Genomic DNA, 25,396 nt, shown 5'->3' on the forward strand with positions numbered 1-25,396 from the left:
CCAAGAAATTGGTAGCTTGTTTTTTTGAATAAAATTCAGTTTGTTTGCAATAAATTAAAAAACATGAAAAAAATAAACTACTTCATTCTAATTTTTAGCCTAATTACAATCTCTGGAATTGCTCAAAACACCAAACTAGAATTAACAAAAGAAACGCAAAAAGATTCCATTTTAAACAGATGGTTTTCGTATTATAAAAATCTAGACTCAACTTTTTCATTTGAAAATTTTGAATTAGAATCAGAAAGAAAAATTGATACAATGCCTGGTTTTGCTTTTGCGATTTTTGATAAAGAATTTGAAAAATACCACGAACCGTTTTTAGTTTTTAATTCTTCTAAAAAGAAATATATTGATTTTGATAGTTATTTTTGGTTTATTAATTCCGAAAATAAAATAAATTTTGAAATTGATCAAGAAATTGATTTAGTTGACATAAAATCTAAAATGATTTATAGAGTTGCCTTTAGAGGACCAAGTCAGTTAGTTGAAGATGCTTTTTGGGAGAATGATTATACAGTTTATTTATTAGAGGTTTTAGAAGAAAATACACCTATAATTTCAAAAATTGATTTGAGATATTTTTCAAGGAAAGTATATTTTTATAATAAAAAATTGAGTAAAAAATCCAATTATCAAGAATTAAGATTTAAAGAAAAAGGCTACAGTTTAGAATAAAACTAAAAAAGCATATTGAGAAGATCAATATGCTTTTTTATTATCACGATTTAGAATATTTTTTTTTATAAAAGAGTAAAGTTATTTCACATCCAAAACTCTATTTTGTTCTATGGCTTTTTTATCCATCATTGTTCCTACTACAATTCCAAGTACCATTCCGATTGGCATTCCGATTCCAATAAAAGCTAAATTATCTAAAGAATATGAGAAAACTAATCCTAATGGAATTCCAAAAGCTGATAAACCAAGAACCATCCATAGATTTTTGTAATAATTTTTTGTAACCAATTTGAATTTCTTCTGAATAGTATTCAAAATTACAAGTTGAGAACTCAACATTTGCTTTCTGAATTTATACATATCGTCCTCGGTATTATTGATTTTTTCAACTTCTTTGTTTATAAAATCAACCGTTTCTTGAGGAAGATTTCTTTCTTCTAATAATTTAAAGATAGAATTCAATTGTTCAAATAACTTTGAAACTTTTGGATCTTTTAAAGCGTTTTCTTTTGGCTGAATTTCTTCAATTTTCATTTTGGAGTAAATTTATTTTAGAATCGGATTATTTTTTCAACTTTATGATTGTCTAGATGTTTTTTAATGCAAGAACGATTGTAACTACTATTTTCTAAAGGTGATAAAAGAGGTTTCAAAATGTCAAGATTACTAATTTGATGTGCTAAATCAACATAAGCAAAACCAACTACTTCTTGATTTTCAATCAAAATCACAGACCTTTCACTCACACTTCTTCCTCTGTCAATAATTAACATGTTATCATTATTGAACTTTACAGCATCTGCATTTTTCTTGTTTTTATTATTGAAAGTAGGTTTATTTAGCTGAACTTCCTTATAATATTTCAGATTATTAATCAGATTATTTCCTGTGATTTCATAAGAAACAGAAACTACTTTTTTCTGAATATATTTCGAATTTTTTGTAGTTTTTAAAAATAACTGATTTACTGCTTTTTTAATATTATGCGCTTTTCCAATATAAAGAATTCCACCACCTTTTTTGTGTATATAAAAAACACCTTTATTGGTTGGTAAGCTATCTAAAATTCCTTGAAGTTTTGGAGCTAACTTTTTAATAGGAACGGCATTTTTAGTGTTTTTTTGAATAATGACTTTATTATTATCTTTATTCAATAGAAGCTTAAATAACTTTACAGTTGCCATTGCATCTCCGCTAGCTCTGTGTCTATCTGTAACAGCAATTCCTAAAGAACGACAAAGTTTCCCTAAACTATAAGATGGAACATCAGGAATTAATTGTTTACTCAATTCTACAGTACAAAGAGATTGTCTTTGATAATCATAACCAAGTCTAGAAAATTCTGTTCTTAAAATTCGATAATCAAAAGAAGCATTGTGTGCAACAATCACGCAATCTTCCGTAATTTCTAAAATACGTTTTGCAACTTCATAAAATTTTGGTGCATTACGAAGCATTTTATTGTTAATCCCAGTAAGATTTACAACAAATGCTTGAATTTCTTTTTCTGGATTTATTAAACTGATAAATTGATCAACAACTTCATGACCATCGAATTTATAGATAGCAATTTCTGTTATCCCTTCTTCATTAAATTTACCTCCAGTAGTTTCTATGTCGATTATTGCGTACAAATTAATTATAATTTCTTTTTCCAAAAATTGCGCTTCCTACTCTCACCATCGAACTACCTTCTTCGATAGCTACTTGATAGTCTCCACTCATTCCCATCGAAATAGTTTCCATCTCTGGATATGAAACTTTTAACTCATCAAAATTTTTTTTCAAAGTCGAAAATTCTTCTCGAATAGTTTCTTCATTTTCCGTAAACGTAGCCATTCCCATCAAACCTTTAATAGTTATGTTCTCTAAGTTACGAAAAGTTTCACTTTTTAAAATTTCTTTTACATCTTCAAAAGCAAATCCAAATTTAGTATCTTCTTTAGCAATTTTAATCTGTAAAAGACAAGAAATATTTCTTCTATATCTTTTGGCTTGTTTGTCAATTTCTACAAGAGTTTTTAAACTATCAACTCCATGAATTAAATCCACAAAACTAGCCATATATTTTACTTTGTTTTTTTGTAAATGACCAATTAGGTGCCAGGAAATATCTTTTGGTAAAGCTTCATGTTTCTCCACCATTTCTTGTACTTTATTTTCACCGAAAACTCTTTGTCCTGCTTCATATGCTTCTAAAATATCTTCGTTTGGTTTTGTTTTAGAAACAGCTACCAACGTGACATTTTCAGGAATTGTTTTCTTTATTTCTTCTAAGTTTTCTTTGATATTTGACATTTTTCTTTTCTTTTTATTCTGTGAATTCGTAAATCGTAATTCCACTTCTTAATTTTGGTTCGATATAAGTACTTTTTGGAGGCATTTGTAAATTAGCATCTGCAATTTGTTTTAATTGTTTTACAGAAACAGGAAATAATCCAAAAGCAACTTTATATTCACCAGTATCCACACCATTTTTTAAATGAACTCCATCGTTTTTTCCGTTGAAATAAGAAATACGTGTATCGTATCGTAAATCTTCAATTCCAAGAATTGGATTTAAAACAGTATCAAATAAAATCTGAGGATCTAATTCACTTAAAGGATCTGTGAATTTATAATGTTCTTTTTTCAGCGAAAGTTTATAAAAATCATTTTCCAGGTACATACTGAAAGTGTGCATTTCATCTGGTTTAAATAATTGTTGTCCAAGATTTTCGATGATAAACCACTCTGATAATTTTTCAAGAAACTCATCTGTAGAAAGTCCATTTAAATCCGTAATCAAACGATTGAATTCTGAAATTTTCAAGTTAGATTCAGGAATTAAAAAACTCATGAAGAAATTATAAGGTTCATCTCCAGTATGATTTTCACTATTTTTTGAAAAATCTTGAAGTAACAAATGACTTGAAGCAGATCGATGATGACCATCTGCGATATAAATAGATTCTACTTTACCAAATGCAATTTCAATTTCTTCAATATCATTTAGCTCATCTACAACCCAAAGAAGATGTGATTTTTTATCATTACTTGTAAATTCATATTCAGCTCTTCTTGATTCATATTTCTGAATAATTGACTGAATTTCGTCATTGTCAGGATAGGTCAATAAAACTGGTTCTGTATTAAATCCAGTAGCTTTCAAATAATTTTCAAATAATTCTTCTCTTTTATGTAAAGTACCTTCGTGTTTTTTGATTGTATTATTCAAATAATCTTCAATACTCGTAGCAGCTATAATTCCACAAAAAGTGTGTTGAGGAGTAATTTTTTTATAGATATAAAAAGCAGGTTTTTTGTCTTTAATAAAAATTTCTTGCTCTTTAAATTCTTTATATTTTTTGTGAACATTTCCAAAACGAATGGTGTCAGAAACTTCACGTTGGTGTTTGTAACCTTGGTTTATTATATGTAAAAAAGAATAAGGATTAAAGTCTAGTTGAGCACCCAACTCCGCTGGTGTATAATCTTCATAAGATCTAGAAGACACCAATCCTACTTTATCTCTTGTTGCTCTAACAGCTTTAAAAGGTTTTACAATAGCCATGTAATGTTTTTTATTAAAATTCTAAAAATAGATTCAAAGATAAAGGAAATAATTCACTTAAATAAATTATTAGATACCTGAAAATTTAGAGTTTCTAGAATATTATTATGATTTTTTTAATATCAAATCACTAAATATTTGACTTACTTTATAAAAGCATAATTTTTCTATAGAATGTTAAAATTAAATATAGAAAATTCTACTCGCCCCATTTTTACTTATTGCGTTTTTTCAGATGTTTTTTGAAAAATAATCAAAACGATTGTTGAATGTAGATGATAAAATGTAATATTATGAAAAACGTAAAAACAAAACTATTCCTAACATTTATTTTTGTTTTAAGTGTAAACTTTTCTTTGTTCTCGCAAGCACCACCAGATTATTATACGAGTGCTTATAATACAAAAGGCGATGACCTGAAAGAAGCACTCTATGAAATCATTAAAGGTCATGTAGAATTTCCCTACACAAGTAGTTCTACAGATGTTTGGGATATTCTAAAAGTAACAGATCGAGACCCGAATAATTCGGCAAATGTGATTCTTATATATTCTGGTAGATCTATAAACGCTGCGCAAGAGTATAACAATGGAAATGGTTGGACTAGAGAGCATGTTTGGGCAAAATCAAGAGGTGATTTTGGGACTTCAAAAGGTGCTGGAACAGATGTACATCATCTTCGACCACTAAGTGCAAGCGTTAACTCTACAAGAAGTAATCGTTCTTTTGATAATTGCATGACTTGCCAAGATGTGGTTGATAAAGGTTTTAATACAGGTTCAAAGATAGACGCTTTTCTATGGACTTTTCAGCCAAGAGATGAAGTAAAAGGAGATGTAGCTAGAATGATTTTTTATATGGCTACTAGGTATGAGGGTTTCAATGGTGAGCCAGATTTACAAATGACAAATTCTACTCCGCCTCAAACAGATAAAGCTCCTTATCATGGTGTTTTAAATACACTTTTGGTCTGGAATGAAGAAGACCCTGTGGACGCTTTTGAAATGAATAGGAATAATATCATTTTTGATGATTATCAGTTGAACAGAAATCCATTTATTGATTATCCAGAAATAGCAGATCATATTTGGGGAAGTAAAATGAACGAAAATTGGAATCCTACTTTGAGCGTTTCTGTATTGGAGGAAGACTTAGGTAGGGATATCATGATTTACCCAAATCCTTCAAAAGAAGAATTTTCAATAATTGGGTTTAGTCAAAATGCAAAAGTAGAATTATATGATATGACAGGAAAATTACTTTTAAAAGAAACATTAAATTCAAAAGAAGATAAAATAGCAATAGGACATTTAGAAGGTCTTTTCATAGTAAAAGTAAAATATGATAATGACCAACAAAAAAATATGAAATTAATGATTAACTAGATATAATTTAACTCAAACCAATTTAAGATTGTAAATATAAATTGGTTTGAGTTTATATTTTTAAATACCGATTTTTTCTCCCATTTTTACTACAGTTTCAAAACCGTTTTTAGTATTTTCAATTAAATCTTCATCTAATTTTACTTTTCCTTCTTCAAAAAATAAAACCAATGTAGATCCACCAAAAGCAAAATATCCTTTTTCAGATCCTTTTTCAATTTTAGTATTTGGTTTATAAGTTTGAATGATACTACCAACCATGGTTGCTCCAACTTCAGAAACTAAAATATCTCCGTTTTCAGAAGTTTTTAGAATACTATATTCTCTAATGTTTTCGCAAAAAATTTCTAAACTCTTTTTTAAAGCTAAAGGAGAAACAGAATAATAGTCTCCATTTATAAGTTTTGATTCCGAGATTTCTCCACTTGCAGGCATATGAAATCTATGATAATCGACAGGAGCTAAACGAATAATCACCATTGCTCCATTTTCATATTTTTTGGCTAATGTTTCATCTTTTAAAAATGATTTAGCGGTAAATTCACTTCCTTTGATAAAGAAATTATTACTTTCTTTTATAGTGTTGAAGGCTAGTAATTTACCGTCAGCAGGTGAAACAACACCATCTCCAATAGGTCTTGCTTCAGGTTTTATTTTTCTGTAGAAAAAATCATTAAAAGAACTAAAACCATTTTCTGGACAAATATACTCTGACATGTCCATGTTATATTCTTTAATAAAATTTTCTATTTTATTTTTTGATCCTTTTGAGTTCATATACCAACCACCGATACTAGAAACTATTTTTCTTTTAAAAAGTAGTTGTAAAGAAGCTTTTCCTAGAGCTGAACTATAAAGGAATTTTAACATTCCTGCGCTAGGTATTTGTTCTACAATTTTTTCTCTTGTTTTTCTATTTACAAAAGTAACAGACTCCATTCTTTATTCTTTTAATTATTTGCTTACTTTCAATTTCAAGAAGCCCTCAAAGATACTATAAGAAAATTACTCAACCAATGATTTTTTAAGTTCTTCTTTTTTTGAATAATAAAAATAGATAATTGAACTAATATATAAACTAGTAGATAAGAAATTATTTATTGTCCAAATTTTATAGAATAATCCAATATTATTAGATTGAACTAAGAAGTTTAAACTCAGGAATAAAATAGTAGAAATACTATAATAAATAAAAAGTGTTATAGGTAAAACAAAATCTATAAATTTTAAGTTTATTTTTGTTAAAAATTGCAATAATATAGATGCAATATATATTAAAATTAGTGTGTTTGATATTAGTTTAGAATAACTTAATATTGGATTTTGTTTGGTAAATATTAAAAATAAAGGTTCAATAGTGAAGATTATTGAAAGTAAAAATATCCAGTATTTATTTTTTATCAAGAATCGATTTTCAATGGTATAAGTTTTAGTTAAAAAAAGCATTATAAGAATAAAATCGCCAATAACATAAACAGGATATAAAGCGATGTTATCAATATTATTTAATTTTAAAAAGTTAGTTATGATTTCAAAAAGGAGTAAAAATGATAAATAATGAAGAAATTTTTCATTTTTACTTGTAAATTTTAACCATCCAAATGCTACACATGTAACTAGACAGATTATTGTTAATGTAGTTGAAATTTGAAATAGATACATTTTGTTTTTTATAAATTCATTTTATTTAGATAAAAATTAAGGGGTGAGGTTTATTTAATATACTTTCAGAAATTTATAATTTTCTAATTAGGATAAATAAAAACAACCTCTGTATAAATACAAAGGTTGTTATCTATAAAATTAATCTTTAATTAATCTAAAGGTGGTCTAGGTTGTGAGAAATCAGAAACATTTGAAAAAGTTTTTACTGATATAGGAGTATTCAATATTTCTGAATTATCTCCAGCAAAAACTAAAGTAGGTAGCATTTTGTTTAAAGTTTGATCCATTTTTAAACCAAATAAACAATTTAAATCTACATTAAAACTTGATAAATCTCTTAAGATTGATTTTTTAGGAATTTTAAATTCCTGAAAAATAGTGTTTTCTGGAGTTCCATCAAAGTTAGTTTTAAACCAATCCATACGATTTCTATTCCAATTAGAAACAGTGTCTACAGCTGTTGTTTCATCAAATTCTGGAAAGTTAATTTTGTTATCAAAAACCTCTTTAGATTGTCTTTTGATACTTAAATTCGTATTAAGTATTGTTCTGTTTAAATTTACGATTTCTTTTCTTTCTATAAATTCAATTTCAGAAGTTATTGTTTCTAATTCTATTGCTTTAAATTCAGTTTCTGAAGTATTTTTGAACATAAGATAAATAGTACCATTATTTTCACCGATATATCCAATTACACTACTTTCATTACTGAAAGTATTTGAGATCCAAGTTCTAACATTTGGAGTAAATACGAAATTTTTATTTGTATCAAACCATGTTTTAACATTGTTATATCCGTTTGTGTCTTTTAAATTGTCAATCCAATTTTTTTTGTAAGCATCGAAATCTTCTTTTCTCATTTTATTTTAATTTTTGTTATTGATGTTGCTAATTAACTAATAAATAATTGAATACGAAAAGAAAATAAATTAAATTAACATAAAAAATAAATTAAATATAAAATATTAACATGTTGTTGTGTAAGTATTATTAAATTTATAATTATTAGTTTAACTTAATAGGAGGTATTTCGTTTGATATTGAATTAATATTTTAATTTATAGTTTAAAATATTAAATTGTCCAATGGGTTGATTTATAAATAAAAAAAGGCAATCTCAAAGAAGAGATTACCTCAAATATTATATTTAAAGAAAACAATTACTATTTTTCTCTTTCAAAACCTGTTAATCCTAAAAATGCATTATCATAACTCATAGTGTTTGCAGTAGAAGGAATAACAAATGGAGAATGTCTATGTTCTTCCAGATTTCCGTCTCCTTTTATTTGGAAATAGCTAATTTCATGAGTATTAACAGCTCCAGAAACATAAAGTTTATTATCATAGAACTGGAACATGTCTTTTGTATCACCTGCTGGAATATTTCCATTTCTTCTAAAATAGTTTGGAGTTAAAGTTTTTTCAAGAAGATTTGTTGTTTGATCAATTTTAAAACTAGATACAAAATTGTCAGTGAAACTACTTGTGAAAAAATCTAAATTATTACTAGAAACACAAGTCCAACTAGCATGTCCATTATTATTTCCTGTTGCAAAATTTTGAACTTTACTTAAATCCGAACTTTGTAATACGGTAATACTATTATTGTTTTTATCAGCTGAAACATTTGAATTTGCTACATATAAGTAATTATTGTTATTACTCCAAGAGCAACCAATTGTACCTGAGATTCCTTCTTCTTCAAAAACAGAAGATTCTGTCAACATTCCAGCATTAAAATCATACACATAAACTCTGCTTGGTTGTTGTACGTTTGGATCAGGGTCACTTACATTAAGATGAGGAACTCCCCAAGTTGTAACAGCTAGTTTATCACCATTTGAATTAAATCCAATAGAAACCGGGCCACCATAATTTCCATCATTGTATACAATATCAGTATTGTTAAATTTTAAGATTCCAGTTTTTTGGTCAAATTCAAAAACAGTTAAATTTCTCAAGTTAGTGTTCTGAATAGAACCATTCAACGAAGCAGGACTTCCTTCATAATAAGGATTTGAGTATTGATTTGCAACAATAATCCATTCTTTACCTCCAGCAAAAGTATGTGTCATACTAACAGGTCTAACACCTTTTGAATCACAATTATCAACTGTAGAAGTAGTTGGATCTTGATCTATTCTTTCTAAATGACCTTTGTTCTTATCTGCTTTAAACACACTTAAAGAACCATTTAAAGGGTTTTCTCCTGCATTCACAACTATAAGATAATGACCAACCATCATCATTCCTTGTTGAGAATCAAAATTTCCTTTAATAGCATCACCATTGTCTCCTGTACTAAAAGGTGAATGTATCAATTCTGTAAGTTTTCCGTGTTTATTCCTTCCCATTGCTAAAACTTCGTTGCCTGTAGAAGAGTTTGTACTTGTGTAAAGGAAGCCTTCAAATTCTTCTTCAAGAGTAGGGAAGCTTTCTTTATCTGTACATGAAGTAATACTTAATATTATTACACATAAAAATAAATAGTAATTAATTGTTTTCATATTATTTAATTTTGTTTATAATAAATTTAAAACTTATTTAAGAAAGTGGCAATCAATGGGTTGTGAAATTAATATTTTTAACTTGAAATTTAGTTTAATGTTAAAAAATGAAAGTTTAGTAAATTATGTTTACACTTAAAATTATTATTATAAAAAAATGTAAATCATAATTCTTTATGTATATCTTAATTGTAATAATAATTTAAATTAAACTATTAAATATCAATTAATTTTCCTTGAAAATCGGATTTAAAACATCCATTTGTATGGCAAACTTGAAAAGTTTTAAAGCCAGCACAAGCATCTAATGTACTGTAATCACGATTTCTCCAAAGAGGATTTGTTCCAATACCTCCCCAGCCATAATTATATCCCATCCAAGGATATTTTGTACTATTGCAATCAAGTTCTACCATGTTATCTGAAATTACCCAAGTATCTAAATAATGTTTTTTACTTCCAGGATTTCTCCAGTCTTCCCAATAACAACAAGTTCCTGTTCCACCATCATCATGATAAGAACCGTGATTAGTTTTTCCTACATAAACCACAGGATGTTGTTTTGAACCATCTGTAAAACCTGTATGATCTGCTCTTCTAGTATAAGAACCTTTGTGTTGATAAAAAGTAATAGCTCTTATTTTACCGTCAGGGTTTACTTCTCCGTCTTGAGTTAAAGCATTGTCAACTTGTACAATTACATTTTCCCAATCATAATCATGTGCTCCAGATACACCATCACATTTTTGTTGTACATAATAAGTCCACCAATAATTAATAATAATTCTACCTGGTTTTGAAGGAATTTTGGTTAAAATATAATAAGTTTCCGCATTTGATTTTACATAATTAAAATCTGTATTTTCTTTTGGTCTAGTTTTATAATTTAACTGTCCATTACAATTTGCTCCTGAAGATAATTCAACAATTTGACTACCTTTTACAGGATATGTACTTGCGACTTGATCGAATCTTAATTGAGGAGCATACCTTAAAGCAAGAATTTGACGAGTTTCTGGATCAATATCCTCAGGAATGTAGTTTGGACAATCTGAACATGCAGCAGTTCCAGCTGTTTCTCCCAAAGTATTTACACCATCAGTAGTTTCATCATCACTACAAGAAAAAATAATAATTCCAAGAAGTATTAAACACAGAATTAATTTTTTAGATTTCATAATTTAGTTTTAAAAAAGTTAGATTCTTTAAATTATTAAAATATTTTATCTAAATCTGTTAATGCTTTTCTAAAATAAACGGAAAGCTAGGTTTATAATATGTATCTGTAATTGTGAAGTTTAATTTTTAAAAATTGATTTTAGATTAAATTTTATTTCAATCCATAATTATAACTTCTGAACATATGTTTTTTAATTTAAAATTTATTTGAATAAATGTTGTACAATATTTATATGTCAAATTTTATTTTTTTAATTTTGCAGAAAATTTTAAATAAATTAAATATATATAATGCTTACAGTATCAAATTTATCTGTACAGTTTGGAAAAAGAATTTTGTTTGACGAAGTTAATACAAAATTTACACAAGGAAACTGTTATGGAATTATCGGAGCGAATGGAGCGGGTAAATCTACATTCCTTAAAATATTATCTGGAGAAATGGATCCAACTTCTGGACACGTAACATTAGAGCCAGGAAAAAGAATGTCAGTTTTATCTCAAAATCACTATGCTTTTGATGATTTTGCAGTGTTAGAAACTGTTATTATGGGAAATAAAAAGCTTTATGAAATCAAGAATGAGATGGATGCTATTTATGCAAAACCTGATTTTTCAGAACAAGATGGAATTAAAGCTGGAGAGCTAGGAATTGAGTATGAAGAAATGGGAGGATGGACTGCAGAAAGTGATGCAGCTTCATTATTATCTTCATTAGGAATTAAAGAAGAGCAGCATTATACTTTAATGAAAGATATGGAAGGAAAAGCAAAAGTACGTGTGTTATTAGCACAAGCACTTTTCGGAAATCCTGATGTATTAATCATGGATGAGCCTACCAATGATTTGGATTTTGAGACAATTTCTTGGTTAGAAAACTTTTTAGCAAATTATGATAATACAGTAATCGTTGTTTCGCATGACCGTCACTTCTTAGATGCTGTATGTACACATATTTCTGATATTGATTATGGAAAGATTAACCACTACTCAGGGAACTATACTTTCTGGTATGAGTCAAGTCAGTTAGCTGCAAAGCAAAGAGCACAACAAAATAAGAAAGCTGAAGATAAGAAGAAAGAATTAGAAGAATTTATCCGTCGTTTCTCTGCAAACGTTGCAAAGTCTAAACAAGCAACAAGTAGAAAGAAAATGATTGAGAAATTAAATGTGGATGAAATCAAGCCTTCTTCAAGAAGATATCCAGCTATTATCTTTGATAAAGATAGAGAAGTTGGAGATCAAATTTTAAATGTTGAGAATTTAAGTAAATCTCAGGATGGAGAATTATTATTTAAAGACATTCATTTTAATTTAAATAAGGGAGATAAAGTAGCTTTAATTTCTAAAAACTCTAGAGCTGTTACTGCTTTATACAATATTATTGCAGGTCAATTAGAATCAGATACTGGAAAATTTGCATGGGGAGTTACAACTACACAATCTTATTTACCTCTTGATAACTCATCATTTTTCCAAGATGATACTTTAGATTTAGTAGATTGGTTACGTCAATATGCTAAAACAGAAGAAGAGAAAGAAGAAGTTTTCTTAAGAAGTTTCTTAGGAAGAATGATTTTTAGTGGAGAAGAAGCATTAAAGAAATGTAATGTTCTTTCTGGAGGAGAGAAAGTAAGATGTATGGTTTCTAGAATGATGATGACAAGAGCGAATGTTCTTATGTTAGATGAGCCAACAAACCACTTAGACTTAGAGTCGATCCAAGCTTTCAATAACTCATTGAAAAACTTTAAAGGAAACGTAATCTTCACAACGCACGATCATGAGTTTGCGCAAACTGTAGCAAATAGAATTATCGAGATTACACCAAATGGAGTGATTGATAAACATTCTACATTTGATGAATATCTAGAAGATCCAAAAATTCAAGAATTACGAAAGAAAATGTATTCTTAAAAAATATCAAAATGATTGGGAGAAATCTCAATCATTTTTTTTTGCTTAAAAACCAATATTCTTATACGTTATTTAAATTATTTCTTTAATTCTTTTTTTAAATAAATATAAAATCATCTTTTATTGTAAATAATTGAAAGTATGATTTTTATCAGTTTTCTACCTTAAAATTAAAAAATATTAATTTTTATTCAATATAACCTCAAAAAAATCAAATAATTAACAATATTTTACTTTTAATTTAACAAAAATTAATATATATATTTGATTTTATCGTTTTTTTTTCACAAATTGCAAGAAGATTATTAAATTTTTCTAAAAATAAGATTCATTTTATTAACCCCCTAAATAATAGCTGTTTGATATAACAAATAGTCTAAATTAATATGATGAGAAAATTACTTTATATATTATTTCTAAATATACTTTTCATTCAAAGTGCTTTAGCCACCAATTTTGATGATGATACTAGTTGTGTAAATACAATTATTAAATATGTGAATGTTAATGCAACACCTGGAGGAGATGGAACAAGTTGGTCTTCAGCTTATAATATTCTTCAAGATGCTTTAACAGGTGATTTAACCAATGTTGAAATTTGGGTTGCAGAAGGTACTTATTATCCAACGCAAATGGTAAACATAACAGACGTTAGAAGTCGATCATTTATTTTGACAAGCGAAGTGAAAATATATGGAGGTTTTAATGGTACTGAAACGGATTTATCACAAAGGGATCATGAAGAAAATCAAACAATTTTATCTGCAGATTTTGAAGAAACACCTGATAATATCAATGATAATGCTTATCAAATAATGTATATTTTAGGAATAAGTGGGAATAATACATTGATAGATGGTTTTACTATAAAAGATGGATTAGCAAATGGACCAATTTCATATGATAGAGGTGGAGGGATTTATATTAAAAATTCTTTAGCACACTTTAAAAATATTATCATAGATAATTGTAGTGCTGATTATGGAGGAGCAATTTGTGCAAATAATTCAATCACAACTTTTGAGAATGTTGAATTTAAAAATAATCATGCGAATGTTAATGGGGGAGCTGTCTTTAATGAGGAAAGTGTAATTCAAACTTTAACTAATGTTATTGTAAACAATAATTCTTCAGATTTGTTTGGAGGAGGAATGTATAATGAAGATAGTTCCATTACTATGATCAATGTACTTTTCTACGAAAATACAACGCAATTTTATGGTGGTGGAATACGAAATAAGAATTCTACAATAACGATTAACAATGGAACAGTAGCTAATAATACAGTAGCTTATGCAGGTGCGGGAATTGCAAATGATCAAAATACAAATGTATATTTAAATAACTCTATTATTTATGGTAATGAGGCTAACACTTTAGAATCTATTTATAATACAAGTGGTAGTAAAGTATATGTGAAATACTCTTTAATAGATGGAGGAATAGGGACTTCAGCAATAGGAATAGATTTAGGTAATAATGTTGATTTTGACCCTATTTTTGCTGATGTTGAAGCTGGGAATTTTAGATTAGAAGAATGTTCGCCAGCGATTAATATTGGAAATAATACATTAAATACTTTTGAAACGGATTTAGATAATAATTCAAGAGTTTATAATTCAAGTACAATTGATTTAGGAGCCTACGAATTTCAAGGAGAACCTCTAGTTATTAATACACCTGTAGGAGATTCACCTCAATCTTTTTGTAATATTATACCTTTGAGTGATATACAAGTAACTTCTCAAGTTGGAACGGAAATAGTTTGGTATGATTCTGAAACTTCAGATACACCACTAGATTCTTCTATAAATATTGTTAGTGGAACAACATATTGGGCTCAAGCAAATTCAACTTCAAATATTTGTATAAGTAGTGGAAGATTACCAGTTCAAGTTTTGGTTCAAGATAATGAGTTTCCTGTTATTAACGGATGTGTAGGAATTCAACTTTTAAATCCAGAAGCAGATTGTAAAACGATTTTACCAGATTATTCTGATTTATTAGATGTAACAGATAATTGTAATTACACAGTAGTTCAAACACCTGCAGCTGGTACGGAAATTTCAAATACAACGAATATAACTTTAACCGTAACGGATGATGCAGGAAATGAAACTTCTTGTAGTTTTATTGTTATTTCTCAAGATATTTCTCCAGCACAATTAATTTGCCAAGATGATATTACTGTAAATACCGAAGCAGGTTTATGTGGAGCAACTGTTTCCTATGATTTGCCTGAAGTTCAAGATAATTGTGATAGTGATATTGTTCCTACACTTGTGAATGGTATTGTAAGTGGAGGATTTTTCCCAGTAGGTGAAACAATTAATACTTTTCAAATTGAAGATTCGTTAGGAAATATTGTAACATGTACTCAGAAAGTTATTGTTCAAGAAAATTCAAATGTTGAATTAAGTTGTCCTGATGATATTACTATGAATATAGATGCTGCAGAATGTGGAGCACATGTAACATTTGATTTACCACAAGCAATGAACTTTTGTGGAGATACTGATATAACTCAAGAGACAGGATTAGTAAGTGGAGAATTATTCCCTGTTGGAGAGACATTAAATTCTTACACGATTGTTACTGATTCAGGAGAGGTATTCAATTGTTCATTTACAGTTACAGTAATTAATAATCTTACTCCAACAATAAATTGTCCTTCAGATATTACAATGGATACAAATTCAGCTTCTTGTTCTTCTGTTGTTTCTTATGAATTACCAACAATATCTGATAATTGTTATTCATTCACAGTCACACAAACAGAAGGTCTAGCAAGTGGTCAAGAATTTCCTGTAGGTGAAACAACAAATACTTTCATTTTTACATCTACAGAAACATCTGAAACATATTCTTGTTCTTTTAAAGTGATACTAAATTCGACGAATGATGTGTCTCTAAGTTGTCCTGAAAATATTGTAGTTGATAATGATGTTGATCAATGTGGTGCAATCATAAATTATGAAATGCCATCTCTTGAAAATAATTGTGAAGAAATTACAATAACTCAAACTTCTGGTTTTGCTTCAGGAGAAATGTTTCCTATTGGAATTACAACGAATACATTTATTATTGAAAATTCTGATGGAGAAACAACAGAATGTTCTTTCACTGTTGAGGTTGAAGATACACAAACTTTAGTTTTAACATGTTCTGGAAATATTGAAGTTAATAATGACCCAGGACAATGTGGTGCAGTAGTTGATTTTGAAATGCCTACGATTATAGATAACTGTAGTCCAATTTCGATTATTCAAACAGAAGGTCTAGAATCTGGAGAAATGTTTCCAATTGGAATGACTAACATATCATATGAGATTATTAGTACAGACGGAACTTTTTATACTTGTACTTTTGAAGTAAATGTTATTGATACAGAAGAACCACAAGTTCAATGTACAGAAGATATAGTAGTACAAGCATCAACATCTAATAATGGTCAATGTGGAGAATATGTTGTTTATGACACACCTTTGATGGTAGATAATTGTTTAGCTTCTAATAATTTTGTTTTAGTAGAAGGTTTAGCAAGTGGAGAATTATTTCCTATTGGAGAAACTACAAATGTTTATCAATATACAAACATAGAAGGAGAATTATTTGAATGTTCTTTTACCGTAACAGTAACTTCTCATGAGGAATTTACCTTAGAAGGTTATATTGCAAATCACTCATTAAAATTAAATGCTGATTGTGAAATAATTGTTGCTAATTACATTAATTTAAATATATTCACTCCTTCAATTGACTGTGGAGATGTTATATTTACGCAGGTTCCTGCACCATTAACTCATGTTACTGAAGATACAGATGTTACAGTTACAGTCACAAATGGTTCAGGAGAGTCAGATTCATTTACTTTTACAGTTTTTGCAATTGATGATACAGACCCAGAATTTGTAGAAGAATGTATAACATCTGATTATAAATTATTGCCAAATGGTGAAGTTTATTTCATGGAAGATTATATTGAAGATATTGAAGTTATCGAAAACTGTGGTTATACAATTACACAGGATCCTGAAGTAGGAGAACAGTTGCCTTTTGGTAATCATATAGTAACCATTAATGTTACAGATAATGGAGGGAATACAATCTCTTGTCAATTTGATTTACAATTAGAAGAAGAACCTAAAATTGGTATAGATGAAGAGGAATTATTAAATTTAACTTTATATCCTAATCCAACAACTGATGTTTTCTATGTGTCTTCAAAATACAGAATTGATACAATTGAAATATATTCAGTTCTTGGTAATAGAATAAAAGTAATAGAAGCAAATAACGTAACTGATGTAGATATCTCAGAGTTAGCATCTGGAACATATCATGTTATTTGTAAATCTAAAGATTTAGCTCATTCTTCAAGAATAATAAAAAAATAAGTTTTATATATAAATAAACAAGAAAGCGGATTCAAATTTTGAATCCGCTTTCTTGTATAATAAGTTTAAAACCCTCCTTCATCTCCACCGCCATCATAAGATCCTCTAGAACCTCTTTGTTGTTTTTTCTTTTGATTGAATCTATAAGTAAAACTCAAAAGAATTTGTCTTTCTCTCCATTGAAATTCATTTTCTGAAATTGTTGTTGGAGTAGTAGTAGTTGATTTTCTTTTTCTTGAATTAAACAAATCACTTACATTTAAAGTGATAGTTCCTTTGTCCTTTAAAACATCTTTACTAAAAGCTAAGCTAGCACTGAAAATTCCTTTTCGCTCTGTCTGACCGTTTTCGGATGGTCCTCTATAAAATAATCTAGTTTGCCAATCTATTTCTTTAAATAAAGTAATTTTTGAACTTAATCTTGCAGTCCAGCTGAAATTTGAAGCATCAAAACTGATATCTTCATAAGCTCCTTTAGTTTCAAATTTAAAAAAGTTGAAATCAGAAGAAATTCGCCACCATTTAAAAATAGAATAGTTTGAAGTAAACTCAAACCCATATTGATTTCTTGAAGATAAATTCACGGGACTTCTTTGAATAATTGGAATTCCATCTTCTGTTTCTCCTATTTCTGTTGAAATAAATTGTATTACATCTGTAGATCTTCTAAAATAAACGGAAGAATTTAAAGTGAATTTCTTCCATTTTTTCAAAATACCAGTTTCAAAAGAGTTTGTAAAAACAGGATCTAAATCGATATTTCCGACAAAAATATTTGTTTCACTAGAACGTGATGGGAAAGGATTTAAAAACCAAGAACGAGGTCTTGATAATCTTCTGTTATATCCTAAAGATAAACTCAAGCTTTCTGAAAATTCATATCCTAAATTTACAGAAGGAAAAAAGCTTGTGTAATTTTTTGTTGCATTATTATCTGAACCGGAAAAATCGTCTGCAAATTTAATTTTTATATCTGTAATCTCAGAACGAAGACCTAATAAATAAGAGAATTTTCCAAATTCACTTCCAAATTGTGAGTAGAAGGAATGAATATTTTCTGTGTAATCTAAAACATTAGAAGTAATTAAATCTTTTTCAAATTCACCATTCGCATTTCTTAAAAATAATGAATAATCCGTGATTTCGTTTTCAAGATCACTTTTATATCCAGCTTCAAACTGAGAAACTTCACCAAGCGGAAGAACATAATCAGCTTGAATTAAATAACTTTTTTCGTTTTGATTATTTATTGTTTTTTCATCTTCATTTGACAAATCTAAATTTTCAGAATCAAAAATATTTTGCTGTAAAATCTCTGCAGTATTATCTTCAATTGTTTTGTCAAACTGAAAATCTACTGTTAATTTATGTCCTTCTTTTTTGAAATTTCTAGAAAAATTATAATTAAACTCAAAAGTTTCCCCATCTGAGGTTTCATCTTCTGTTCTCACATATTGTTTGTCAAGAGATGTGTCAGCATTTAATATTTTTCCATTATTTTTTATAAACGTATTTCCATCAGAATTTCGATAAAAAATACTTCCAGTCATCGAAGTTTTGTCATTTATAAAATATTCAGTACCTAAGCTAATATTTGCAAAATTTCTTTTTCGATCATAATCTTTCTTTTCGGATAAAAAACTATTGATCTCATTATTCATGATGTTCTTTTGAAAAACGGAAGAATTACCTGGAGCATTTCTATAAGTATAACCAAGATTTGTGAAGAAATTAAATTTCTCAGTTCTATAATTTAGATTTGCATTTCCTCCAAAATAATCTGGATGTCCAGCATTTGCTGTAATAGATCCATTAAATCCTTGAACTTTTCCTCTTTTTAAAATTATATTTAAAATTCCTGCGGTTCCTTCAGCGTCATATCTTGCAGATGGACTTGTAATTACCTCAACTCTTTCTATTGCATCAGCTGGAAATTGTTGTAAAGCTTCTGTACTCGAAAGACCAACCAAACCTGATGGTCTTCCATTGATTAAAATTCGAACATTATCGCTTCCTCTAAGATTTACAGTACCATCGACATCAACAGAAACAGATGGGATGTTATCTAAAACATCTGAAGCAGTTCCACCCTTAACCGTTAAATCTTTTCCTACATTGTAGATTTTTTTATCCAATTTAACTTCAACAGTCGTTTTTTCTGCTCTAATTTCAATTTCATCCAAAGTTTCACCGTCTTCTCTTAAAGTTATAGTTCCTAAATTCAAATTAGAAGTAATATTTTTTAACCCAAGAGATTTTGTTTTAAAAGAAATAAATTCAACTGTAATAGTATAATTTCCTTGAGGTACATTAATTATGAAGTTTCCATTCTCATCGGTAACTCCTCCAGTTACATTTCCTCTATTTTTAGGGGTAAAAACGATTGTAGCGTATTCTAAAGGGGCTTTTGTTTCTTCATCAATTACTTTTCCTGAAATCTCAAAAATAGGTTTTCTACCATTTTGAGAATGTACAAAAGTAAAAGTCAATAGTGTAAGAACAAATAGTAGTTTTGTTTTCATTTAGTAAGGTTGTTGTGTTTTGATTTAATGGGTGAAAGTAGATTTTCATTGTATATTTTGCTGTTAAAAATCCGTTAAATCAACTTTATTAAAAATCAATTTAAATACGAATTTATGAGTGATAGTGTAAGGAATGTCTCTAATTCTCTACTATATAAATAATAAAACAAAACTATAATCTTATTATTTATACTAAATTTTGAAATAATTTATTTGAGTTTTTAAATAGATTTTTCTTAAAATTTGATTTTTTTCAATTTATTTACTTGAAAAAATAATTAAACTCTTTGCTTTTTAAAATTAAGAAAGTTGTATTTATAATTACAAATCTTAATATTTTAAACAAAAAACTTTTAAATGTTAAAAAATAAACAAAAATTTAATTATTTTGAAAAAATCATTTTTATTCTGTAAAAGTTATAAATAGAATTATTTTGGTTGTGAAATGAGGTAAACTATTACTAATATTGTCAGCTATCTTTAAATATTATAATAATATTATAGTATATAATTAAAAACAATCAAACACACTTATGAAAAAATTATTACTACCTGTTATGCTGATTGCATCTACGTTATCTTTCTCTCAGAGTATAGATGCCCCAGTACGTAGAGCTATCTCTGCAGAACAGAATGAATCTGATTTTAACTTCAATCAAAGAGTTGCAGAGTTGGATGCTTATTGGGAGAGCGTTCCTTCAGACTTTAAAGGAAGTGGAGTTAAAGTATATGAAAGATGGAAGGAGAATTGGAGATATAGAGTAAATCCTGATGGAACATTATTTTCGGCAGAACAAATTGCTGAAGCATGGAAAAATGTTCAGGATATGAAATCTTATCGAAGAAATGAAAATACAGGACAATGGATTCCTTTAGGACCTTTTTCTCATAGTAATGTTAGTTCTTGGAGCCCAGGACAAGGACGTGTTAATATCACAGTAGTTGATCCAAATAACCCAAATACTTTATATGTAGGAACGCCAGATGGTGGAATGTGGAAATCTACAGATCATGGTGAAAATTGGGAAGCAATGACGGATTATTTACCTTCAATTGGTGTATCAGGGATTGCTGTTGATTATAATGATTCTGATACAATTTATATCTCAACAGGAGATGAGGATGCTTCTGATTCTTTATCGGATGGTGTTTACAAATCTACTGATGGAGGACAAACTTGGGATAAATTAGCAAGTCTTGGAGGATTTACACTTTCAGGAGAAATCTTAATCAATCCAGAAGATTCAAACATGTTATGGGTTTGTACAAACCAAGGGTTGTATAAAACTTCTGATGCAGGGCAATCTTGGGTTAGAGTTGTTTTAGGAAATGTAAAAGAAATTAGATTAAAACCTAATGATCCTAATACCGTTTATGTTGTTTTAAATAGTGCAAATTCATCTTCAGTATTAAAATCTACTAATGCAGGAGATTCTTTTGAAGAAGCACACTCTCAACTATTAGGTGGTAGAACTGCAATTGCTGTGACACCAGCAAACGAGAATATTGTTTATGCTCTTTATTCTAATCAAAATGAAACTTTCAAAGGTTTATATAAATCAGAAGATAGTGGAGATACTTTTTCTTTAGTACATTCTCCTACAGATTCTGATATTTATGATGGTTCTCAACAAGCTTTTTATGATTTGGCAATTACAGTTTCTGATACAAATGAAAACGAAGTTTTTGTTGGAAATTTAAATATTTTTAAATCAATTAATGGAGGGCAATCATTTTTTAGAATGAATGCTTGGAACCAACCAACTCTTCCTAGTTATACCCATGCAGATATTCATGATTTAAAATTTTATAACGGAAAATTCTACGCTTCTACAGATGGAGGTATTTATATTTCTGAAAATGCAGGAACATCATTTGAAAATAAAACTTTCGGGTTAAATATCAGTCAGTTCTATAGAGTTGATGTTGCTCCTGAAACTTCTTCAAAAATAGCAGGAGGTCTTCAAGATAACGGAGGATTTGCATTCTCTAATAATAGTTGGAAAGTGTATCATGGAGCTGATGGAATGGATGCTGCTATTGATCCAACAGATTCAAATTATTATTTTGGATTTCTTCAGTTTGGTCAATACCTGTCAGTTTATGATGTAGAAAATAATAATGGTGGAGGAATTGCCAATAGTCCAAATAATATTGCTGGAGATTGGATTACTCCATTAGAATTTGGGAATGAAGGAACGCTATATGCTGGGTATAATAGACTTTATAAGTTAGAATTTAATGAAGCTCAATCTGAATATCAATTTGTACAAGTTTCAAAAGATCCAAATGCAACATCAACTGGTTTTACAAAGAATTTAAGTATTATTAGAGTAAACCCTGAAGATGATAATAAATTATTAATTTCAGACGAATATAAATTATATAAATCTAATCCGTCATCTTTAGACTCTAATGGTAGAATGTCATTTACTGCAATTACATCACCAGTAGGAGGACAATATTGGGGGAATTTCATTACTAATTTTGATTACAATCAAGACAATCCAAATATTATTTATGTTACAACAAGAGATGCAGTTTATAAATCAATAAATGGAGGAGCTTCGTGGACAAATATTACATTTAATTTACCTACAAATGGAGTTTCAAATGTAACAATTGCACATCAAAAAGATTCTAAAAACAATACAGTTTATTTAGCACAAAATAATGCTATTTACTATATGGATGATACTGCTGATGAGTGGATTTTATACAATCACAATTTACCACACACAGCTATTCGTGATTTAGAAATTAATTCAGTTGAAAATCATTTAGTAATTGCAACTTATGGACGTGGAATCTGGAGAGCTTCTGTAGTGGAGACTAGTTTAGATGTAGAAGATGTTACAGATGGAAATTCAAGTGATTTAGCTAAAATTTATCCAAATCCAATTCAAACAAGTGCCAAAATTAGTATAGATATTAATGAGAAAGCTTCTTTAAAAGTTTATGATTTAACTGGAAAAGAAGTTTTAAATAGAAATTATTCTTCTATTACTTCAGTTACGAACTTAGATTTTTCTTCACTTTCAAGTGGGAATTATATTTTACGAATTGTTTCTGAGAAACATTTAGTTACAAAGAAAATTATAATTCGTAAATAATCTTTGATTATTTAGTTTACTTTTTAATGACCTTCTCAATTTTGGGAAGGTCTTTTTTTGTTTAAAATTTCTTACAAAGATTTAATATAAGACTAATAAATATTGATTGTAGCGCTTAAAATATAATGTAACTTTGTAGCGTATAATTCAAATTAACCATGATTAAAAAATTAAGTATTGCAATACTTTTATTCATAAGTTTTGCATTTTATAAAATAGAATATTCAGAAAAAAAGAAATCTTTAAAATTAGAAAGAGAGCCATATCTTCAAACGGTATTTGCTGATAGTGCTACAATTTCTTGGAAAACAAACATTATTTCAAAAGTTTCTCTTAAATATGGAGAATCAAAATTAGAAATGAAATCTGTAGATGGAAAAGTTGTAGATAAACATGTAAATATTTTAAATGAGGTTGTTTTAAAAGGTTTGAAACCAAATACGAAATATTTCTATGAAATTTATAACAATGATTCTCTTATGGCAGGAGGAGATTCTTATTATTTTATTTCTTCTGTTAAAGCTAAATCGAAAGAGAAATTTTCTTTTTATGCAATGGGAGATATAGGGCAGCCAAAAGCGAAAGGAGGTTTTCCAGATATTACAGCAAATCAAATTAATAAATTAGAAACCCGTCCAGATTTTGGAATTGGTTTAGGAGATATTGTCTATCCGATTGGAGAAAGTAAGAAATACGATGCTTATTTTTATGAGCCAATGGCACCGATTTTAAGAAATATTCCTTTTTATCCAGCTTTAGGAAATCACGATTGGTACTCGGATCCTGACGAGAATTTTAAAAGAGAATGGAAACTTCCAAATAATGAACATTATTACACTTTTTCTTATGGAAATTCATTTTTTATTGCTTTAGATTCTAGAGAAGGTGGTTTTTATAAATTCAGAAAACAAAAAGCTTGGTTAGAAAAAACTTTAAAAGAAAATCAAGGAAAATATGATTGGATATTTGTGTATTTACATCATAATGGGAAAACTTGTTCTTATAAAAAAGATTATAAGCACGTGATGAAGTTGTACGATGTTTTTGCAGAAAATAATATCGATTTTGTTTTAAATGGTCATGCACATACTTATGAAAGATTACGACCGTATGACAAAAATGGAAATATTCTAACAAAATATTCTGATGATGAAAAATATCCTGAAATCGAAAATGGTTTTATTTCAATAACAGCAGGAGCAGGAGGGAAATTGAAAACTCCATGGACTCCTGACCCAAGTAATCAGAAAAATTGTAAAGATGGAGATATTGTATCAAAATTTTATCATAAAGGACATTTTACAACTTTCGAAATAGTAGGAAAAAAATTAGTATTTAAAGGAATTGATTCAGAAACAGGAGAAGTATTTGATACTTTTACGATGGAAAAATAATATTAGAACAAGAAAAAATAATGACAAAACAAAAGAAAAATAAAGGATTACATCCGAACAATCTTCATAAAGATGGGTATGATTTTGAGTTGTTGATGGAAAAAAATGAAGATATAAAATCTTTTGTAAAACCCAATAAATTTGGAAATCTTTCTATTGATTTTTCAGACTCGAAAGCTGTTTTTGAATTTAATAAAGCATTATTAAAAACCTATTATCAAATATCTTTTTATACAATTCCAAAAGAAAACCTTTGTCCACCAATTCCAGGAAGAGTAGATTATATTCATCATTTGAAGGATTTACTTTCATCTTTAAAAAAGGAAGAAATTACTGGTTTAGACATTGGAACTGGAGCAAACTGTATATATCCAATTTTGGGAAGTTCTGTCTATAATTGGAAGTTCATTGCAACGGATATTTCCAAAAAATCACTTTATAATGCTGAGAAGATTGTAAAACGAAATACTAGTTTAAAAAAGAATATCAAATTTAGATTACAGAAAGATAGTAATGCTATTTTTAATAATATTATTAAAAAAGAAGACTATTTTGATTTTACGATGTGTAATCCTCCTTTTCATGATTCACAAGAAGCTGCATTGGCAGGAACGCAAAGAAAATGGAAGAATTTAAAAGAAGAGAAGAATAATTCTAATTTAAATTTTGGTGGAATTGATAATGAACTTTGGTATGAAGGTGGAGAAAAGTCTTTCCTACATAAAATGATTAAAGAAAGTACTTTTTATAAAAAACAAGTTGGATGGTTTACAACTTTAGTTTCTAAAAAAGAAAATGTTAAAAGCATGAAAAAGTCTTTAGAGAAATTTGGAGCAAAAGAGTTTAAAATTATTGAGATGCAACAAGGGAATAAAATAACTAGAGTAGTTGCGTGGAGGTTTTAACTTTTCAGGATTAATTTATTTAAAAAAATAAAAAAGAGTCTATTTAATTTTTTATTAAACATTATCACGATTGATTTTGTAAGGGACTTCTGAGTGTAACTCTGAAATTATGTATTCCGACAGCAATTTTCATAATTTTCTCTCTTTTTTCAAAGTATTTTATTCGAATTTTCTCTTT

General features: G+C 28.3%; 16 protein-coding genes. 7 read left to right on the plus strand and 9 right to left on the minus strand.

Annotation, left to right across the window (positions count from 1 at the left end; all coding sequences use genetic code 11):
* The first annotated feature begins 63 nt into the window (after positions 1–63).
* Positions 64–678: a hypothetical protein gene (locus I0K12_RS13015; protein WP_196888557.1), complete on the plus strand. Its 615-nt coding sequence runs from the start codon at positions 64–66 to the stop codon at positions 676–678.
* 81 nt (positions 679–759) lie between these two features.
* On the opposite strand, the gene I0K12_RS13020 is transcribed toward I0K12_RS13015, so the two are convergent.
* Genes I0K12_RS13020 through I0K12_RS13035 form a run of 4 tightly spaced genes read right to left on the minus strand, consistent with a single transcriptional unit; the run spans position 760 to position 4,234 of the window.
* Positions 760–1,215 carry a hypothetical protein gene (locus I0K12_RS13020; RefSeq protein WP_196888558.1) on the minus strand — a complete coding sequence of 152 codons (456 nt, stop codon included), beginning with the start codon at positions 1,213–1,215 and terminating at the stop codon, positions 760–762.
* Between the two features lie 17 nt (positions 1,216–1,232).
* Complete coding sequence (locus tag I0K12_RS13025; protein ID WP_196888559.1) at positions 1,233–2,315, minus strand: exonuclease domain-containing protein; 1,083 nt, start codon at positions 2,313–2,315, stop codon at positions 1,233–1,235.
* Between the two features lies 1 nt (position 2,316).
* On the minus strand, positions 2,317–2,979 hold the full coding sequence (locus I0K12_RS13030; protein WP_196888560.1) for a YggS family pyridoxal phosphate-dependent enzyme: 663 nt from the start codon (positions 2,977–2,979) through the stop codon (positions 2,317–2,319).
* Between the two features lie 13 nt (positions 2,980–2,992).
* Positions 2,993–4,234 (minus strand): DUF1015 domain-containing protein, encoded by a 1,242-nt coding sequence (locus I0K12_RS13035; RefSeq protein ID WP_196888561.1) that lies wholly within the window; start codon positions 4,232–4,234, stop codon positions 2,993–2,995.
* A 293-nt stretch (positions 4,235–4,527) separates the two neighbouring features.
* Between I0K12_RS13035 and I0K12_RS13040 the strand changes: the two genes are divergently transcribed.
* Positions 4,528–5,619, plus strand: a complete 1,092-nt coding sequence (locus I0K12_RS13040; RefSeq protein ID WP_196888562.1) for an endonuclease — start codon at positions 4,528–4,530, stop codon at positions 5,617–5,619.
* A gap of 60 nt (positions 5,620–5,679) precedes the next feature.
* Here I0K12_RS13040 and I0K12_RS13045 read toward each other — a convergent pair whose 3' ends face one another.
* The 4 genes from I0K12_RS13045 to I0K12_RS13060 all read right to left on the minus strand — a co-directional run bounded on the left by I0K12_RS13045 (position 5,680) and on the right by I0K12_RS13060 (position 10,969).
* A complete protein-coding gene (locus I0K12_RS13045; protein ID WP_196888563.1) occupies positions 5,680–6,558 on the minus strand; it encodes a phosphatidylserine decarboxylase in 879 nt (292 codons plus the stop codon).
* An 875-nt stretch (positions 6,559–7,433) separates the two neighbouring features.
* Positions 7,434–8,144 (minus strand): hypothetical protein, encoded by a 711-nt coding sequence (locus tag I0K12_RS13050; protein WP_196888564.1) that lies wholly within the window; start codon positions 8,142–8,144, stop codon positions 7,434–7,436.
* A gap of 303 nt (positions 8,145–8,447) precedes the next feature.
* The gene (locus I0K12_RS13055) at positions 8,448–9,791 is read right to left on the minus strand and encodes a hypothetical protein (RefSeq protein ID WP_196888565.1); all 1,344 of its coding nucleotides are present in this window, start codon (positions 9,789–9,791) and stop codon (positions 8,448–8,450) included.
* 215 nt (positions 9,792–10,006) lie between these two features.
* Positions 10,007–10,969, minus strand: a complete 963-nt coding sequence (locus I0K12_RS13060; protein WP_196888566.1) for an NPP1 family protein — start codon at positions 10,967–10,969, stop codon at positions 10,007–10,009.
* 292 nt (positions 10,970–11,261) lie between these two features.
* Here I0K12_RS13060 and I0K12_RS13065 point away from each other — a divergent pair, with 292 nt between their 5' ends.
* Positions 11,262–12,887 carry an ABC-F family ATP-binding cassette domain-containing protein gene (locus I0K12_RS13065; protein ID WP_196888567.1) on the plus strand — a complete coding sequence of 542 codons (1,626 nt, stop codon included), beginning with the start codon at positions 11,262–11,264 and terminating at the stop codon, positions 12,885–12,887.
* Between the two features lie 389 nt (positions 12,888–13,276).
* Positions 13,277–17,284 (plus strand): HYR domain-containing protein, encoded by a 4,008-nt coding sequence (locus tag I0K12_RS13070; RefSeq protein WP_196888568.1) that lies wholly within the window; start codon positions 13,277–13,279, stop codon positions 17,282–17,284.
* Between the two features lie 65 nt (positions 17,285–17,349).
* On the opposite strand, the gene I0K12_RS13075 is transcribed toward I0K12_RS13070, so the two are convergent.
* Positions 17,350–19,806, minus strand: a complete 2,457-nt coding sequence (locus I0K12_RS13075) for an outer membrane beta-barrel family protein (RefSeq protein ID WP_196888569.1) — start codon at positions 19,804–19,806, stop codon at positions 17,350–17,352.
* A gap of 533 nt (positions 19,807–20,339) precedes the next feature.
* Between I0K12_RS13075 and I0K12_RS13080 the strand changes: the two genes are divergently transcribed.
* The 3 genes from I0K12_RS13080 (at position 20,340) to rlmF (ending at position 25,218) form a co-directional block, all read left to right on the plus strand.
* The gene (locus I0K12_RS13080) at positions 20,340–22,919 is read left to right on the plus strand and encodes a T9SS type A sorting domain-containing protein (RefSeq protein WP_196888570.1); all 2,580 of its coding nucleotides are present in this window, start codon (positions 20,340–20,342) and stop codon (positions 22,917–22,919) included.
* A 158-nt stretch (positions 22,920–23,077) separates the two neighbouring features.
* Complete coding sequence (locus tag I0K12_RS13085; protein WP_196888571.1) at positions 23,078–24,313, plus strand: purple acid phosphatase family protein; 1,236 nt, start codon at positions 23,078–23,080, stop codon at positions 24,311–24,313.
* A gap of 20 nt (positions 24,314–24,333) precedes the next feature.
* Positions 24,334–25,218 (plus strand): 23S rRNA (adenine(1618)-N(6))-methyltransferase RlmF, encoded by an 885-nt coding sequence (gene rlmF, locus I0K12_RS13090; RefSeq protein ID WP_196888572.1) that lies wholly within the window; start codon positions 24,334–24,336, stop codon positions 25,216–25,218.
* Positions 25,219–25,396 lie beyond the last annotated feature (178 nt).

The organism is Aureivirga sp. CE67, assembly GCF_015767245.1.
In the GTDB taxonomy this organism is placed as follows: Bacteria; Bacteroidota; Bacteroidia; order Flavobacteriales; family Flavobacteriaceae; genus Aureivirga.

Coding starts and splice junctions, on each gene's coding strand:
- I0K12_RS13065 (WP_196888567.1), top strand. CDS start 11,262: ATGCTTACAGTATCAAATTTATCTGTACAGTTTGGAAAAAGAATTTTG.
- I0K12_RS13020 (WP_196888558.1), bottom strand. CDS start 1,215: ATGAAAATTGAAGAAATTCAGCCAAAAGAAAACGCTTTAAAAGATCCA.
- I0K12_RS13035 (WP_196888561.1), bottom strand. CDS start 4,234: ATGGCTATTGTAAAACCTTTTAAAGCTGTTAGAGCAACAAGAGATAAA.
- I0K12_RS13050 (WP_196888564.1), bottom strand. CDS start 8,144: ATGAGAAAAGAAGATTTCGATGCTTACAAAAAAAATTGGATTGACAAT.
- I0K12_RS13080 (WP_196888570.1), top strand. CDS start 20,340: ATGAAAAAATTATTACTACCTGTTATGCTGATTGCATCTACGTTATCT.
- I0K12_RS13070 (WP_196888568.1), top strand. CDS start 13,277: ATGAGAAAATTACTTTATATATTATTTCTAAATATACTTTTCATTCAA.
- rlmF (WP_196888572.1), top strand. CDS start 24,334: ATGACAAAACAAAAGAAAAATAAAGGATTACATCCGAACAATCTTCAT.
- I0K12_RS13075 (WP_196888569.1), bottom strand. CDS start 19,806: ATGAAAACAAAACTACTATTTGTTCTTACACTATTGACTTTTACTTTT.
- I0K12_RS13040 (WP_196888562.1), top strand. CDS start 4,528: ATGAAAAACGTAAAAACAAAACTATTCCTAACATTTATTTTTGTTTTA.
- I0K12_RS13015 (WP_196888557.1), top strand. CDS start 64: ATGAAAAAAATAAACTACTTCATTCTAATTTTTAGCCTAATTACAATC.
- I0K12_RS13030 (WP_196888560.1), bottom strand. CDS start 2,979: ATGTCAAATATCAAAGAAAACTTAGAAGAAATAAAGAAAACAATTCCT.
- I0K12_RS13085 (WP_196888571.1), top strand. CDS start 23,078: ATGATTAAAAAATTAAGTATTGCAATACTTTTATTCATAAGTTTTGCA.
- I0K12_RS13045 (WP_196888563.1), bottom strand. CDS start 6,558: ATGGAGTCTGTTACTTTTGTAAATAGAAAAACAAGAGAAAAAATTGTA.
- I0K12_RS13055 (WP_196888565.1), bottom strand. CDS start 9,791: ATGAAAACAATTAATTACTATTTATTTTTATGTGTAATAATATTAAGT.
- I0K12_RS13060 (WP_196888566.1), bottom strand. CDS start 10,969: ATGAAATCTAAAAAATTAATTCTGTGTTTAATACTTCTTGGAATTATT.